Source organism: Streptomyces sp. TSRI0281 (genome assembly GCF_001905125.1).
In the GTDB taxonomy this organism is placed as follows: domain Bacteria; phylum Actinomycetota; class Actinomycetes; order Streptomycetales; family Streptomycetaceae; genus Streptomyces.
On record NZ_LWLE01000023.1, the window covers coordinates 333,870 to 349,393 of the forward strand.

The 15,524-nt window shown below is 69.7% G+C and carries 12 protein-coding genes; 6 read left to right on the forward strand and 6 right to left on the reverse strand.

All coding sequences use genetic code 11. The features are described 5' to 3' along the window. Positions 1 to 236: 236 nt before the first annotated feature. From A6A29_RS47635 to A6A29_RS26520, 3 genes are all read left to right on the forward strand, one after another. Positions 237 to 368 carry a hypothetical protein gene (locus A6A29_RS47635; RefSeq protein ID WP_274535838.1) on the forward strand — a complete coding sequence of 44 codons (132 nt, stop codon included), beginning with the start codon at positions 237 to 239 and terminating at the stop codon, positions 366 to 368. Beyond that, entirely contained in the window at positions 365 to 1,468 is a 1,104-nt protein-coding gene (locus A6A29_RS26515; RefSeq protein ID WP_073723520.1) for a methyltransferase domain-containing protein, read from the forward strand. The genes A6A29_RS47635 and A6A29_RS26515 overlap by 4 nt, the downstream gene beginning before the upstream one ends. 69 nt (positions 1,469 to 1,537) lie before the next feature. Further along, a complete protein-coding gene (locus A6A29_RS26520) occupies positions 1,538 to 1,843 on the forward strand; it encodes a hypothetical protein (protein WP_073723522.1) in 306 nt (101 codons plus the stop codon). Between the two features lie 307 nt (positions 1,844 to 2,150). Here A6A29_RS26520 and A6A29_RS26525 read toward each other — a convergent pair whose 3' ends face one another. The 6 genes from A6A29_RS26525 to A6A29_RS26550 all read right to left on the reverse strand — a co-directional run bounded on the left by A6A29_RS26525 (position 2,151) and on the right by A6A29_RS26550 (position 9,735). Then, positions 2,151 to 3,347 (reverse strand): esterase-like activity of phytase family protein, encoded by a 1,197-nt coding sequence (locus tag A6A29_RS26525; RefSeq protein WP_079183023.1) that lies wholly within the window; start codon positions 3,345 to 3,347, stop codon positions 2,151 to 2,153. A gap of 178 nt (positions 3,348 to 3,525) precedes the next feature. Then, complete coding sequence (locus tag A6A29_RS26530; RefSeq protein ID WP_073723524.1) at positions 3,526 to 4,557, reverse strand: LacI family DNA-binding transcriptional regulator; 1,032 nt, start codon at positions 4,555 to 4,557, stop codon at positions 3,526 to 3,528. A gap of 230 nt (positions 4,558 to 4,787) precedes the next feature. Next, positions 4,788 to 6,275 carry a GH1 family beta-glucosidase gene (locus A6A29_RS26535; RefSeq protein WP_073723526.1) on the reverse strand — a complete coding sequence of 496 codons (1,488 nt, stop codon included), beginning with the start codon at positions 6,273 to 6,275 and terminating at the stop codon, positions 4,788 to 4,790. A 63-nt stretch (positions 6,276 to 6,338) separates the two neighbouring features. After that, positions 6,339 to 7,256: a carbohydrate ABC transporter permease gene (locus A6A29_RS26540; protein WP_073723528.1), complete on the reverse strand. Its 918-nt coding sequence runs from the start codon at positions 7,254 to 7,256 to the stop codon at positions 6,339 to 6,341. A gap of 15 nt (positions 7,257 to 7,271) precedes the next feature. After that, the gene (locus tag A6A29_RS26545) at positions 7,272 to 8,270 is read right to left on the reverse strand and encodes a carbohydrate ABC transporter permease (protein WP_073723530.1); all 999 of its coding nucleotides are present in this window, start codon (positions 8,268 to 8,270) and stop codon (positions 7,272 to 7,274) included. Between the two features lie 142 nt (positions 8,271 to 8,412). Then, positions 8,413 to 9,735, reverse strand: a complete 1,323-nt coding sequence (locus tag A6A29_RS26550) for an ABC transporter substrate-binding protein (RefSeq protein WP_073723531.1) — start codon at positions 9,733 to 9,735, stop codon at positions 8,413 to 8,415. Between the two features lie 736 nt (positions 9,736 to 10,471). Between A6A29_RS26550 and aspT (A6A29_RS26555) the strand changes: the two genes are divergently transcribed. From aspT (A6A29_RS26555) to A6A29_RS26565, 3 genes are read left to right on the forward strand one after another with little or no spacing between them, the layout of a single operon-like run. Beyond that, the gene (aspT, locus tag A6A29_RS26555) at positions 10,472 to 12,148 is read left to right on the forward strand and encodes an aspartate-alanine antiporter (RefSeq protein WP_073723532.1); all 1,677 of its coding nucleotides are present in this window, start codon (positions 10,472 to 10,474) and stop codon (positions 12,146 to 12,148) included. A 1-nt stretch (position 12,149) separates the two neighbouring features. After that, positions 12,150 to 13,853 carry an aspartate-alanine antiporter gene (aspT, locus tag A6A29_RS26560; RefSeq protein WP_073723533.1) on the forward strand — a complete coding sequence of 568 codons (1,704 nt, stop codon included), beginning with the start codon at positions 12,150 to 12,152 and terminating at the stop codon, positions 13,851 to 13,853. Between the two features lie 23 nt (positions 13,854 to 13,876). Beyond that, positions 13,877 to 15,523, forward strand: coding sequence for a bifunctional aspartate transaminase/aspartate 4-decarboxylase (locus A6A29_RS26565; RefSeq protein ID WP_073723534.1), 1,647 nt, complete (start codon positions 13,877 to 13,879; stop codon positions 15,521 to 15,523). The last annotated feature ends 1 nt before the right edge of the window (position 15,524 follow it).

Consider the following 15,524-nt stretch of genomic DNA (forward strand, 5'->3'; position numbering starts at 1 on the left):
CCGGCGCCGCACCCATTTCCGCAAGGGGCGAACATGAGTGCCGAGACCAGAGCCGCACCGGACGATCCGGCGTACGCCGCGTGGGTGGGCCACACAGTGACCTGTGACGCGTGCACAAAGGGAGCGGGCTGCGATACCGCGTCCAAGCTCAGGATGGCGTGGCGCGAGGAGCGACGGAGCACACCCCCGCGGATCACCCGGCCGCCGCTGGGTGGTCACGGACGAAGGGCAGACGCATGAACACTGCACAGCAGGCCAGCGACGGAAAGCACGGCGGCGCCCCCTCGGACAAGCCATGGACGCCGGATCCGGCTCCGGCACCGTCACCGGACGGCAGCGGCCCCCAGAAGGACGCCGCGCAGTCGTGAGCACCGTACAGAGGCAGGCCCCCACCTATCAGGAATTGGTCCAGGGCCTCGCCGACCGAGGGCTGCTCGATCGCGGCTGGCGGCAGGTGTGGGAGGCCGTGCCACGGATGCGTTTCATTCCGGAGACTGCCTGGCGTCAGCTCCCCGACCGGTGTGAGCCGGTCGGCGGCACGGACGACCGGCTCACCCTGGTCCATTCGGACGAGCCGGTCGTCACCCAGCTCGACGACGGAGCCGAGGCCGGACCCGGCATCGCGACATCCTCCAACTCCCAGCCGTCGATGGTCGCCCGCATGCTCGGGCTGCTCCAGGTCGAGGACGGGCACCGGGTGCTGGAGATCGGCACCGGTTCAGGGCACGTCGCCGCACTTCTCTCCGAGAGGCTCGGAGACGAGCAGGTCTACAGCATCGAGCTGGACCCCGCCCTCGCCCGGCAGGCTGCGAACGCCATCGCGGGCGCAGGCTATCGGCCGCACCTGCGCATCGGGGACGGCGAGCACCCCTGGCCCGGCATGGGCCCCGTCGACCGGCTGATCGCGACATGCGCTCTCCGATACATCCCGCATGCCCTGGTCCGGCAGGTCCGGCCGGGCGGGATCATCGTCGCCCCGCTGACTCGCGACTTCTGGTCCGGCGCCCTGGTCCAGCTCCACGTCCAGGAGGACGGCACCGCGGTCGGCATGTTCACCGGCGGCGCGTCGTACATGCCGATGCGATCTCACCGGCCTACCGCCCACCAGGTGGAGGGCAAGGGACGGCGTCGCTCCGCGGGACTGGATCCCGCGCAGATCCTGGACCTCGGATTCGCGCTGTACGCCGGGGCACGGCTGCCCGGCGTCCGTGTCACCCACAAGGACACCCCTGACGGCGCTCAGGTGTGGGCGAGCCGCGGGGACGGGGCCGCCGCGATCGCGGTCACAGGTGAGGACGTCTGGCAGTACGGTCCGGGGCTTCTGTGGGAGGAGATCGAGCAGGCGTGGTGGGAGTACGAGGGGCTCGGCCGGCCGGGGCCCGACCAGTTCGGAATGACCGCGACCCACCGGGCCCAGCATGTCTGGCTGCGTAATCCGCACACAGTCATCGAGCCCACGAGGGCGTAGGTGCAGCTGAGTCCTGGCCGTGCGCGCGGCCAGGACTCAGCCGCCGGAGCACACACGGAGGGGGTTCGAGTGAAGTGCCACCACAGCGGCGGCGTCCACGACTTCGCGATCGAGACCGCGCACATGGCCCGGTGCCCCGAACACGGGATCACCCTCCTGTGGCACGGCGACCCGATCACGGACACCGAACTGGCCGAAGCCGCAACCGCAGAGTCCCGGCTCGATGACATGCTGGCCCTGGCCGAGCAGCTCCGCGGCGACACACACAGCACCCCCTGCCGCGCGGCACAGCAACCCCACCTGGCCGACGCGCATGACCACTGCCGACGCGCCGACTGCGGGTGCGTCTGCCACATCCGGAACGGCACCACCTGATCTGCGGGGACGCCGATTCCCCGCCCCTGAACCCCCGCCGGTGGCCGACGATCACGACACCGGCCACCGGCGGCCCACCACCTGAACGGAACCACCATGCACAACAGCCCGACCCCCGCCCCGCCCGCGAACGACGAAGGCGGGCAGGGATGCTCCGGATGCGGCACCACGAAGGGCGTCTGCCGCGACTCGAACCGGCACGGACTCAGGTGACGGACCCGGCTCCTCCCGGACCAGGGGGGTCGGGAGGAGCCGAGGCGTGGTCCTGCGGTGCCGTGGCCCCTCGCCCGTCGCCGTTACCCGCTTCTCAGCGGACGCCCAGTGCGACGATCTGGGTGGCCTCCTCCTGGGAGAAGTTGTCGTCGCTGACCAGCAGCAGGGTTCGCTCGCCGCCCGGCAGGTCCGGACCCCAGGTCATGCCCTCGGTGTTCTCGATCGTGGACAGGCCCAGGTCGTGGAAGTCCGCGACCAGCTTCTTGCGCATCGGCAGGACCCTCTGCCCGGCCAGCGAGTCCAGCTTCTGCACCTCGGTCGCGCCGCGGGTGGTGGCGTCGAAGATGCGGATCTTGTAACCCGCGCCCGCCACCCAGGTGCGTTCCAGGACGAGGTAGCGGCTGGGGTCGTCGGGGAAGGCGAGGATCGAGGGCACGCCGGTGTCCGGGGCCCACGGGCTGGACGGGTCGGACGCGGTGAAGATCTTCTCCAGGGGATAGGCGAACTGCCCGAGCACGTCGCCCTTCCGGTTCTGCTGGGTGACGCGGACCAGGGCACCGCGTTCCAGATCGGGCTCCGGACCGTCCTGGAGCAGCGGACCCTCGACAGCGCTGGTGAGCACGCTGCTCCTGGCTCCGAACGTGATCGCTTCCACCGCCTTGTTCCGCCGCAGGCCCCGATCGCCCAGGGTGAACTCGTAGTTGGGCGGCAGGCGGAGCTGGCCGCGATAGGCGCCGGTGCGGTTGGCGAACTGGATCGACGGCTGGATCACCGGGGCGCTCGCCGAGCTCGGCCGGTCGCCCTCCTGGGCCCACCAGTACCGGCAGCTCCGCGGGTCCACGCGCAGCTCTTCGGGGTCCACGGCCTTGCCGTCGTTGAGGCTCGGCGGCGGGTAGACCGAGCCGTCCGGCTGTAGGAACGGGTGGGTGCCGGTGAAGTCGACGGAGTGCACTCCGGCGCGGTCCACGTCGATCCTGGCGGTGTAGAAGCGGGCGGGCTGGAGGTACGAACGGTCGTCGCTGACCATGACGTACTCGCCCGTGCACGGATTCCGGTCGATGCCGGACAGACCGCCGACCGTCGTGTCCCGGAAGGAAAGCTTGTGCGGAACGGTCTTCTCGCCCAGCAGCCGGACCTGCGCCCCGATGGCGGACGGTGCGGCGATGGCGGACCGTGCGGCAGTGCCGGACCGGGCGGCGGTGCCGTCCGACTGGGCGGCCACCGCGGGGGGTGTGACCGTCGCCAGCACCAGGGCCGCGGCACACGCGCGGCGGATCAAGGAAGCTTTCATGTATGTGATCTTGTCCCGGCATGCGCGTCGAGCGCAGTCACCCATGCGTGTGAATGACCCCTGCGGCGGGACGAACGGTTGTTCTCAGCGAGCAGCCGACGGCATGCCCAACCGGCTCACCGGACAGTGCGCACAGCCTCCCTGTCGGTCCGTCAGCGGCGGTGCGCGCACGGCGCCCTCACGACGAGTCCCGTACCACCAGTTCCGTCGGCAGCACGATCCTGGGGCGTTCTTCCGAGCGGCCCGCGATCTCGTCCAGGAGGACCCTGGCCATCGTGCGGCCCATCTCCTCGATCGGCTGGCGGACGCTGGTGAGGGCCGGGTCCATGTGGCGGGCGACGACCGAGTCGTCGAAGCCGACCAGGGCGACGTCGTCGGGGATGCGGCGGCCGGCCTCGCGCAGGACCTGACGGGCGCCCGCGGCCATCACGTCGGAGGCGGCGAAGACCGCGTCGAGGCCGGGGCGGCGGGCCAGGAGCTCGCGCATCGCACGGGCGCCGCCCTCCTCGGTGAAGTCGGCGGGGGCGATGAGGCGTTCGTCGGGGGCCAGCCCCGCCGCGGCGACGGCCGTGCGGTAGCCGTCCAGGCGGCGTTGGGCGCCGTAGACCTCCAGGCGGCCGGTGATGGTGGCGATGGAGCGGCGGCCCCGGGAGACCAGGTGGTCGACGGCGGCCCGCGCACCCTCGAAGTTGTCGGAGTCCACCGAGGCGAGGGGTTCGGCGGCGCTGCGGCGGCCACTGATCACGGAGGGCATCCCCAGCTGTTCGAGCAGGTCGGGCAGCGGGTCGTCGGCGTGCACGGAGACCAGCAGGACACCGTCGACACGGTGGGCGGTCAGATACTGGGCGAGTCGGCGGCGCTCCCGGTCGTTGCCCACGAGGGTGAGCAGCAGCTGCATCTCGGTGTCGGCGAGCGCGGCGCCGACGCCGCGCACGATGTCGGAGAAGTACGGCTCGGCGAAGAAGCGGGTCTCGGGTTCGGGGACGACCAGGGCGATGGCGTCGGTGCGGTTGCCGGCCAGTGCCCTGGCGGCCCGGTTGGGTACGTAGCCCAGCTCGGCGACCGCCGCCTGGACCGCCTCGCGGGTCTGCGCGCTGACCCGCGGCGAGCCGTTGATGACGCGGGAGGCGGTGCCCCGGCCGACTCCCGCCCGTGCCGCCACTTCTTCGAGCGTGGGCCGCCCGCCGCTCCGTACTCGCGCTGCCGTCATGGCTGCCTCCCCGTTTCCGGTCAATTTCTCACAGCCGCAAAGCCAATCCAAGTCTCGGATGTTTCGTCCCGGCGGGGGCCGGACCATGCGGCTTGGGAGCGCTCCCAGCGATGCCGAGTCTACGGGCAGGCGGCCGGGAACGGTGATCGTCGCCGGGTCCGTACCCGCGCGAAAGCCGGGAGACCCCGTCCGGTGGAACGGGGTCTCCCGGCTTCGTGGTGCGGCGGCGGTCAGGCGTGGGCGTCCGGCACCGGGGGCAGTGCGTGGCGGCGGATCACGTCGGCGTACCAGTGGGCGCTCGCCTTGGGGGTGCGCAGCTGGGACGCGTAGTCGACGTACACCGCGCCGAAGCGCTTCGAGTACCCGTACGCCCACTCGAAGTTGTCCATGAGCGACCAGAGGAAGTAGCCGCGCACGTCCGCCCCGTCGGCCACGGCCCGCTGTACGGCGTCCAGATGGCCGCGCACGTAGGCGATCCGCTCGGGGTCCTCGACCGTGCCCTCGGGGGTCACGCAGTCGTCGAACGCGGCACCGTTCTCCGTGACCATCAGGGGCAGGCCCGGGTGGTCGCGGGTGACGTCGAGGAGCAGGTCGTACAGCCCGTCGGGGTCCACCGACCAGTTCATCGCCGTACGCGGCCTGCCCTCGGCGAGGTGGAAGGCGACGTGCTCGGAGCCGGGCCACGGGGAGTGGTCGCTGTTGCCGTGGCCGTCGTTGCGGGTGTCCCCCGCACCGGAGGCGGGCGTGGAGACGATCGTCGGTGTGTAGTAGTTGACGCCGAGTACGTCGACGGGGCGGGAGATCGCCGGCAGGTCGCTGTCCCGGACGAGCGTGGACCAGTCGACCAGGTGCGCGGTGTCGGCGATCAGGTCCTCGGGGTACTCGCCCCGCAGCATCGGGCCGGTGAAGACCCGGTTGCCCACCGCGTCGATCCGGCGGGCGGCGTCCGCGTCCTCGGCCCTCGTGGTCAGCGGGCGGACCTGGTGGAGGTTGAGGGTGACCGAGATCTGCGCGGTGGCGGGGAGCCGGTCGCGCAGGACCTCGGCCGCCCGGCCGTGGGCGAGGTTGAGGTGGTGGGCGGCCCGCAGCGCGGCGGCCGGTTCGGTGCGGCCGGGGGCGTGCACCCCGGAGCCGTACCCCAGGAAGGCCGAGCACCAGGGCTCGTTGAGTGTGGTCCACATGCCGACCCGGTCGCCGAGCGCACCGGCCATGATGGCGGCGTAGTCGGCGAAGCGTTCGGCGGTGGCGCGCTCGGGCCAGCCGCCCGCGTCCTCCAGCTCCTGCGGGAGGTCCCAGTGGTAGAGCGTGGCGACGGGGGTGATGCCCGCCGCCAGCAGCTCGTCGACGAGCTTGCGGTAGAAGTCCAGGCCGCGCTCGACGGCGGGGCCGCGGCCGGTGGGCTGGACCCGGGACCAGGAGACGGAGAAGCGGTACGCCTTGAGCCCGAGCCGCTTCATCAGCGCGACGTCGTCGCCGTAGCGGTGGTAGTGGTCGGCGGCGATGTCACCGGTGTCGCCGTTGTGGACCTTGCCGGGGGTGTGGCTGAAGGTGTCCCAGATGGAGGGGGTGCGGCCGTCCTCGGCGGCGGCGCCCTCCACCTGGTAGGCGGCGGTCGCGGCGCCCCAGACGAAGCCCGCCGGGAAGAGGGGCGCCCCGGGTTCCCCGTGCGGGTCGGCGGCGGTGGGCGTGAGGGTGGCGTCGGGTCGTACGGCAGTCATGGAGGAGCGCTCCCATGGGGTGGGTGGGGCAGAGGCAGGGGCAGAACGGTGGTGGGGGGGGTGTCACCCCTTGACCGCGCCGGACATGATCCCTCCGACGATCTTCTTCCCGAAGAGGACGAACACCACGAGCAGCGGCAGCGTGCTGATCAGCGCGCCCGCCATGACGATGCTCTGGTCAGGGGTGTAGGAGGCGCTGAGCTGCCCCAGCGCGACCTGGAGGGTCGGGTTCTGCTGGTTCAGCGCGAGGTAGGGCCAGAAGAAGTCGTTCCATGCCTGGACGAACGTGAGCATGCCCAGCACCATCATCGCCGGGCGGGCCACCGGGAGGACCACGCTCAGCACGATGCGGAGGTTGTTCGCTCCGTCGATCCTGGCCGCCTCGATGAGTTCGTACGGCAGTGCCTCGATCAGGTACTGACGCATGAAGAACACGCCGAAGGCGCTCACCAGGGTCGGGAAGATCACCGACTCGAGCTGTCCGCCCCAGCCGAGGTCGGACATCATCATGAACAGCGGGACGACGCTGAGCTGCGGCGGGATCGTCAGCGTGGCGATGACCGCGGTCATCAGCCAGCCGCGGCCGCGGAAGCGCATCTTGGCGAAGGCGTAGCCGGCCAGCGTGCAGAAGAACAGCGTCGCCGCGGTGATCGACGCGGAGACGACGATGCTGTTGACGATCGCCTTGCCGAGGTTCGCCTGCTCCCAGGCCGTCCGCAGATTGTCGAACAGCCGCCCGCCGGGCAGGAACGGCGGGGTGCTGGCGAGGACTTCGTCCTGGGTGCGGGACGCCGCCACGAGCGTCCAGTAGAGCGGCAGCAGCGAACCGATACCGACGACGATCAGTGCGGCGTAGGCGAACGGGCCGCCCTTCATCTGCTGGCCCGCGCCCATCCGGAAGCGGCTCGTACGCCGCGGTGTCCGGCGTTCGGGCTTCGGCGGGAGGGCCTGCGGGGCGTGGGTGGGGCTGGTCATGGTCATGGAATTCGCTCCCGGTCAGGCCGCTGAGGTGCGTGTGAAGCGGCCGATGAGCCAGTTGACCGCGGCGATGATGAGCAGGAGGGCGAGCATCGCCCAGGCCACTGCGGCGGCCGGGCCCAGATGCCCGAGATTCCAGCCGTAGTTGTAGAGGTAGACGCTGAGCGTCTCGTACTGATTCTCGTTGCCGCCGGTGGCGCCGAGCGCGCCGCCCTCCAGGAGCAGGGGCTCGCCGAACAGCTGCATCGAGCCGATGGTCGAGATGACGATCGTGAAGAGGATCGTCGGCCGCAGCGAGGGGATGGTCACCTTGCGGAACTGCTGCCAGCGCGACGCGCCGTCGAGCGAGGCGGCCTCGTACAGGTCGTTCGGTACCGCCTGCATGGCGGCCAGGTAGATCAGGGCGTTGTACCCCGTCCAGCGCCAGATCACGATCACGGAGATGGCGATCTTCGACGTCCAGTGCCCGTTGGCCCAGTTGGTGTCACCGAAGCCGACGAAGTGGAGCGCCCAGTTCAGCAGGCCGCCGTCGGCGCGGAAGACCAGCGCGAAGACGAGGGCGGCCGAGGCCACCGAGGTGGCGTACGGCGTCAGGATGACGGTGCGCCAGAACGTGCTGGCCCGCAGCTTGTAGTTCAGCAGATGGGCCAGGCCCAGCGCGACGAGCAGCTGGGGAACGGTCGAGATGACCCCGATCAGGAAGGTGTTGCTGACCGCCGTCCAGAACTCGGAGTCGTGCAGGATCCGGTCGAAGTTCCCCCAGCCGACCCACTCCATCCGATCCAGGCCGGTCATCTCCACCCGGTGCAGGGCTATCCAGCCGGTGTAGATGAGCGGGTAGAGCCCGAAGGCGGCGAAGACGAGGAAGAAGGGCGCGATGTACGCGTACGGGGACGCCTTGTCGTCGAACCGCCACAGCCGGCTGCGCCACAACTGACGTCGGGCGGCCCGTTGTTCGCGTCGGGGATCACCGGGTGGCGGGGCGTACGCGTCCCGGGTGGAGGTCGAGGTTGCCACGGGCGGGAGTCCTTCCCTGGGGTGCGCCGGCAGGACGACGCGGTGGGCGGCCGGACCGGAGGCGGAGACGGGGTGGGGATGAGGGCGGTTTCGCCGGAAGCGCCGGTGCGGGCGGCGGACGGCCGCCCGCACCGGCGGCGGTTCAGCCGATCGCCTTGTCGATGGCCTTGGTCGCCGCGTCCCAGGCATCGTCGGGGCTGGTCCCGCGCTGCTCCATGTTGTTGATCTGGGTGGAGATGGAGTCCTTGATCACGCCGTCCTTCGGGCCGATGACCGCCTCGGGGATGGACGTCGCCTCATCCGCGTAGATCTGCCCGATCGGGGCGTTGTTGAAGTACGGGAGGGTCGCGTTCTTCACGTCGGGCAGCTCGTACGCGCCCTTGTTGGACGGGAACACACCGATCGCCTTGAAGACGGCGGCCTGCTGCTCGGGGGCGGTCAGCCACTTGACGAGCTTCATGGCCTCGTCCACGTTCTTGCCGGACTTCGGTACGGAGAGGAAGGAGCCGCCCCAGTTGGCGGCGGTCGCACCGGGGGCGGTGGTGATGTCCCACTTGCCCTTGTTGGCGTCACCGGCGTACGTCGAGATCTGACCGGCCATCCACGCGGGGCACACCACCGTCGCGATGGTGCCCTTGCGCAGGGCGGCCTGCCACGGGTCCTCGAACTGCGCGAGGCCCTGGGTCAGCTTCTTCGACGCGGCCTCGGCGGCCAGGTCCCAGCCCTGCTTGACGCTGGGGCTGTCCTGGTAGATCGGCTTGCCGCTCTCGTCGTAGTACTGCTTCGCGTTCGAGCTGACCACGGCGTTGAACATCGCGCTCGCGGAGTCCATGAAGTACGTGCCCTTGGGCGCCTTCTTCTTGAACTCCTCACCGAGCGCGAGGAAGTCCTCCCAGCCCCCGGCGGTCCGCTTGGCGACCTCGGCGCGGTCGGTCGGCAGACCGGCTTTGGCGAAGAGCTCGGTGTTGTAGCAGAGGGACATCGGGCCGATGTCCGTCCCCGCACCGATCACCGCGCCGCTGGGGGCCGTGGCCTGCTTCTCCTTCCACGACACCCACTCGTCGACGTCTATCACCTTGCCGAGGTCGGCGAACGCGTCCGCCTTGGTGTCGACGATCTCCTTGATCCGGCCGACCTCGATCCCCTGGACATCCGCCAGCCCACTGCCCGAGTTCAGCTGCTGAAGCAGCTTGGGGTAGTAGTTCTTCTCCTCGGCGGTGGTGTCCTCCTTGACCGTGATCTTCGGGTTGAGCTCGTGGTACTTCTCGAAGAGCCCGGCCTCCTTGTACCCGAACTGCCCGAAGTCGGCGACGGTCAGCGTGATGTTGCCGTCGGCATCGGCTCCACCGCCGGAGTCCGAGGAGTCGCTGCACGCGGTGAGCAAGAGGGCGGAGACCGTCAGGCCCGTGGTGGCCACGATCGCGGTTCTACGGCGTCGACCGGCAACGCTGCGGGTGATGCGCATTCCACTACTCCTTGTTCCGGGGTGGGACCGGCGTCGCTCCGCGGGGCCCGGGGAGCGGCGCGGACGACGACAGGTGGTACGGGGCGGAGGCACGGGCAGTGCCATGCGCACGAGATTCCCGTGCACTGTGGGAGCGCTCCCATGCGCCGATGTCGGAAGGTTGCTGCCTCAAGGGGGTGAGTGTCAAGAGTTGAAGACGTTTCCGTTGCCCGAGCGTGTCCATCACGTCACGCGAACGTGCCCGCACGACATCTTGCGTCCCTGACGGGGCTTCTGATCGCCCGTCCGCCCCATGGGTTCATGCGTGCAGGTCAGGCGCCCGTACGGCAGCGTGATCCACCGCCGGCGGCGACGGAGATCATCCCCGCGCGCCCCGGCCGGCCGACTGTCCGGCGTGGCCCGGCGGGGAGGCGGGCGGCGCGACACGGCCGCCGGAAGGTGAACGGGCCGGGGCATCGGGCACCCCACCCGGGCCGGTTCCGCGTTCTTTCCCCGAAGACCCGCCCCTCAGCCGTCCCCCGACCGACCCCTCAGCCGTCCCCCGACCGACCCCCCAGCCGCCCCCGGCCGACCCCCTTGGCCGCCCCGCGACCATCCCCCGGCCAGCCCCTCGGCCACCCAGGGAAGACCCGTGAGCACGGGGCCGCACAGTGCAGTGCCTTCACACCCAACTGCTGCTAATTTCACCCTTATGTCCCTTTCGATCACCGATTCCCCGCTGGACGGGTGAGGCGCGATGGGTGTCATCCGTGACCATCCCGAACTGGCGCTCTTCCTCTGTCTTGCCGCCGGATATCTGGTCGGCAAGCTCCGCGTCGGCCCGATCACCCTCGGCGGCATCTGCGGGACGCTGATCGTCTCGCTGCTGCTCGGCACCCGGCACATCAGCGTCAACGACGACGTCAAGACCGTCTTCTTCGCGCTGTTCATCTTCTCGCTCGGCTACATGGCGGGCCCTCAGTTCTTCGCCAACCTCAACCGCAGGAGCCTGCGCTTCTTCGCGCTCTGTCTGATCGAGCTGGTCTGTGTCCTCGGCATCGCCTACGGCCTGGCCAAGGGGTTCGACCTGGACGTCGGCACCGCCGCCGGCATCCTGGCGGGCGCGGCGACCGAGTCCGCGGTCGTGGGTACGGCGACCGAGGCCATCGGCAAGCTCAGCGGGCTGACCGCCGATCAGATCGACCGGTACCAGGGGCATGTCGCCACCGCGTACACGGTCTGCTATCTGTTCGGCCTGATCACCATCGTGCTCTTCACCAGCCAGATCATGCCGATGCTGCTGCGGATCAACCTGGCGGACGCCTCGCGCGAACTCTGGGAGAAGATGCGCGGCGGAGCGGCCGGCCTGGAGTCCGACGAGCGCGAGGCGCTGCCCGGCACGGTCGGCCGCACCTATCTCGTGACCCTGGCCGACGGGCGCACCATCGGGGAGCTGGAGACCGCGCTCGGCGGCCGGATCACGGTCGAGGGCGTCAAGCGCGGCAGCAAGCTGCTGACGCCCGACGCCGGCCTGGAACTGACGCTCAGCGACCTGGTCCAGGTCGTCGGGCGGCGCGCGGCCATCATCGAGGCGGGCCGGGAGATCGGCCCCGAGACGCCCGCCGTTCCGGGTCTCGACACCCCGCTGGCCACCAAGCAGGTCGCCGTCACCGAGAAGGCCACCCACGGCCGGACCATCGACCAGTTGGAGAAGAACCATCCCGAATTCCGCGCGGACGGGGTCTACATCACCGAGGTCGTGCGCAACGACCAGCAGTTGCCCGCCTCGGGCCGCACCACGCTCTACCGCGGTGATGTGCTGACCCTGGTCGGTGCGCGCGGCGGGCTGAACAAGCTGGTCGCGAAGATCGGCGCCGTGGTCAGGAACGACACGACCGACTTCATCTACCTCGGATTCGGCATCGTGGCGGGCTCCCTGCTGGGCCAGATCGTCATCAACGCCGGTGACATCCCCATGTCGCTCGGCACCGGTGGCGGCTGTCTGATCTCCGGCCTGATCTTCGGCTGGTTCCGCTCCCGCAAGCAGACCTTCGGTGCCTTCCCGCCGCAGGCCGCGAGCACGCTCAAGGACCTGGGCCTGGCGGTCTTCATCGCCTGCACGGGACTGACCGCCGGGCCGCAGGCATGGCCGCTGCTCAAGGAGTACGGGGCGCTGCTGCCGTTCGCGGGCATCGCCATGGTGCTGGTCCCGGCGACGATCTCGCTGATCGTCGGCCGCAAGCTGCTGAAGATCGAGAAACCGCTGCTCATCGGCGCCATCGCCGGACAGCAGTGCTCCACCCCCGCGATCACCTCCATCACCCAGGTGGCCCAGAGTTCCGTGCCGCTGCTCGGCTACACGATCACGTACACGCTCTCGAACTTCCTGCTGCCGCTCACCGGGCCGATCCTCGTCGGCGTCCTAGGAGCCTGAGGTGATCGATTTCCTCAACCGGAACATCTTCCAGCCCCATCCCGAACTGCTCGTCTTCGTCGTCATCGCGCTCGGCTTCCTGCTCGGCAAGGTCCGGTACAAGGCGATCGCGCTCGGCGCGGTGACGGGCTGTCTGGTCGCCGGGCTGGTGCTCGGCGCCCAGTTCAAGGTGCAGATCGACGACACGGTGAAGAACCTCTTCTTCATCATGTTCCTGTTCGCCCTGGGCTACCGGGTCGGCCCGCAGTTCTTCCGCGGCCTCAAGAAGGACGGCCTGCCCCAGGTCGTCAACGCCGTCGTCGTCTGCGTCACCGGGCTGCTGGTCTCCTGGCTGTTCGCCTCACTGCTCGGTTACGGTCCCGGGCTGGGGGCCGGTCTGATGAGCGGGGCGCTCACGCAGTCGGCCGCCATCGGTGTCGCCCAGGACGCCATCGGGACACTGCCCGGCCTCTCCTCCGCCGAGGTGAAGACCCAGGAGAACCTGGTGGCGGTCGGGTACGCGGTGACGTATCCGCTCGGCACGATCCTGTGCGCGATGCTGCTGGCCAATGTGCTGCCCCGGCTGTACCGCAGGAACCTCGCCACCGAGAGCGCCGAGCTCGCCGCCGAGCTGGACGCCCCGAACGAGAGCCCCGACGAGGGCGAGGGCTACTACGAGGTGGTGCTGCGCGCGTACACCGTCCAGCGCCCCGACCTCGTCGGCCGCACCGTCGAGGACTTCGAGAACCAGCAGAAGGAGCTCGGCCGACGCGTCTACCTCACCGGTGTCCGCCGCGGCGGCACGGTGCTGGAGCACGACCAGGAACGGGCCCTGGCGCTCGGCGACACCCTCGCGGTCAGCGCCCTGCGCCACGACCTGGTCGACTTCGACGCCCGTACGCACATCGGCGCCGAGGCCGACGACGTCGAACTGCTCGGCTACCGCACCGAGACGCTGCATGTCGTCGCCTCGGAGAAGGCCCAGCTCGGCCGGACCGTCGAGGAGCTGCGGCGCGAGCCGTTCATGGTCGGCGTCTACCTCGACAAGCTGTACCGGGCCGGCACGGAATTCCCCTACCGGCTGTCCACGAAGCTGGAGCGCGGCGACACGGTGATCCTCACCGGTCCCGAACGGCTCGTCGGCCCGGCGGGCAGGGAGATCGGCAAGCCCGTCCCGACGAGCTTCGCCACCGACATGATCTGGGTCGGCCTCGGTATCTTCCTCGGCGGCTGTCTCGGCATCCCGGCGCTGACCGCGGGCGGGGTGCCGATCTCGCTGTCCACCTCGGGCGGCGGCCTGATCATGGGTCTGGTCTTCGGCTGGATCCGCGCCAAGTACCCGACGTACGGCAATGTGCCGCCCGGCGCCCAGTGGTTCATGGACACGCTCGGGCTGTGTCTCTTCGTCGCGGTGGTCGGCATCAACGCCGGGCCGAGCTTCACCGGCGGACTGTCCACGGCCGGCTGGGGGCTGCTCGTCCTCGGGGCGGTCGCCACCGTCGTACCGCTGATCGTCGGCTTCCTGGTCGGGCACTACATCCAGAAGATCCGGTTCCCGATCCTGATGGGTGTGCTGGCCGGTGGCCAGACCACCACGGCTGCGATCGGCGCCGTCAACGAAACCTCGAAGTCGCAGATCCCCACGCTCGGCTACACCATCCCCTACGCCGTCGGCAACGTCCTGCTGACCGTGTGGGGCGCCGTGATCGTCATCCTCAACCACTGAAACGCACGGGAGCGGAGACCACCATGCCCAAGACCACCCCCAGCCGCGAAGAGATCCGTTCCTTCGCCCAGCTCAGCCCGTTCGAGCTGAAGGACAAATTCATCACGATCGCCCAGTCGGCGCAGAGCGACAAGCCCGGCCAGAAGGGCAAGACGACCCGGGCCATGCTCAACGCGGGCCGCGGCAACCCGAACTGGGTGGCCACCGGCCCCCGCGAGGCATACCACGCGCTGGGCTACTTCGCGATCTCCGAGTCCCGCCGGGTGTGGACGGCCGACAACCTGGGCGGTATGCCGGAGGAGGTCGGCTGCGCGGAGCGCTTCGAGCACTTCACCCGTACGCACCCGGAGCTGCCCGGCATCGAACTGCTCAAGGCGAGTGTGGATCTGGCGGTCAAGCGGTTCGGCTTCGACCCCGATGCCTTCGTCCACGAGCTGGCGGACTCCTCGATCGGCGACAACTACCCGGTACCCGGCCGGATTCTGCGTCACACCGAGCAGATCGTGCGCGGGTACGTCGCGGACGAGATGTTCGACCACCGGCCGCCCGCCGGGCAGAACCTGAGCCTGTTCGCCACCGAGGGCGGCACGGCGGCGATGTGCTACATCTTCGACTCGCTGCTGAAGAACGGGATTCTGAGGAAGGGTGACCGGATCGCCCTGATGGTCCCGGTGTTCACCCCGTACCTGGAGATCCCGGAGCTGGACACGTACGACTTCGACGTGGTCCGTGTCGAGGCCAGTCTGTTCACGGAGACCGGGGTGCGTCAGTGGCGCTACCCGGCGGAGGAGATCGCCAAGCTCGCCGACCCGACGGTGAAGATGGTCTGCTGCGTCAATCCCAGCAATCCGCCCTCGCTGGCGCTCTCCACGAGGGTCTCCGAGCAGATCATGTCGATCGTCGCCGAGCAGAACCCGAATCTGATCATCGTGACCGACGATGTGTACGGCACCTTCGTGGAGGGCTTCCGCTCGCTCGCCGCCGATCTGCCGCGCAACACGATCCTCGTGTACTCCTACTCCAAGCACTACGGCGCCACGGGCTGGCGGCTCGGGGTGATCGGGCTGCACGACGACAACGTGATCGACGCGATGCTGGCGGCACAGGGCCCGGACGAGAAGGCCCGGCTGAACAAGCGGTACGGGACGCTGTCGCTGGAGCCGGAGAAGATCACGTTCATCGACCGGCTGGTCGCGGACTCCCGGCAGGTGGCGCTGAACCACACCGCCGGGCTGTCGCTCCCCCACCAGGTGATGATGTCGCTCTTCTCGCTCTTCGACATGCTGGACGAGGGCCAGGCGTACAAGCACCGCATCCGTGCCATCGTGCGTCAGCGCCTGGAACTCCTGCTGGAGGGCGTGCACATGAAGATCTCGGAGGACCCCGAGCGGGCCGCGTACTACATCGAACTGGACCTGCTCGCGGAGGCCGAACGCGTCCACGGGAAGCCGTTCGCCGACTTCCTGGAGAAGAACTACGAACCGGTCGACCCGCTGTTCCGGCTGGCCGAGCAGACCTCGGTGGTACTGCTGAACGGCGGCGGCTTCGACGGGCCGGAGTGGTCGGTACGGGTGTCGCTGGCCAACCTGGACGACCTGGACTACCTGAAGATCGGCCACCATCTACGGGCGATCTTCGATGAGTACGCGCAGGAGTGGCAGTCCCGGTAGG

Coding starts and splice junctions, on each gene's coding strand:
- A6A29_RS47635 (WP_274535838.1), top strand. CDS start 237: ATGAACACTGCACAGCAGGCCAGCGACGGAAAGCACGGCGGCGCCCCC.
- A6A29_RS26525 (WP_079183023.1), bottom strand. CDS start 3,347: ATGAAAGCTTCCTTGATCCGCCGCGCGTGTGCCGCGGCCCTGGTGCTG.
- A6A29_RS26530 (WP_073723524.1), bottom strand. CDS start 4,557: ATGACGGCAGCGCGAGTACGGAGCGGCGGGCGGCCCACGCTCGAAGAA.
- A6A29_RS26535 (WP_073723526.1), bottom strand. CDS start 6,275: ATGACTGCCGTACGACCCGACGCCACCCTCACGCCCACCGCCGCCGAC.
- A6A29_RS26540 (WP_073723528.1), bottom strand. CDS start 7,256: ATGACCATGACCAGCCCCACCCACGCCCCGCAGGCCCTCCCGCCGAAG.
- A6A29_RS26550 (WP_073723531.1), bottom strand. CDS start 9,735: ATGCGCATCACCCGCAGCGTTGCCGGTCGACGCCGTAGAACCGCGATC.
- aspT (WP_073723532.1), top strand. CDS start 10,472: ATGGGTGTCATCCGTGACCATCCCGAACTGGCGCTCTTCCTCTGTCTT.
- A6A29_RS26565 (WP_073723534.1), top strand. CDS start 13,877: ATGCCCAAGACCACCCCCAGCCGCGAAGAGATCCGTTCCTTCGCCCAG.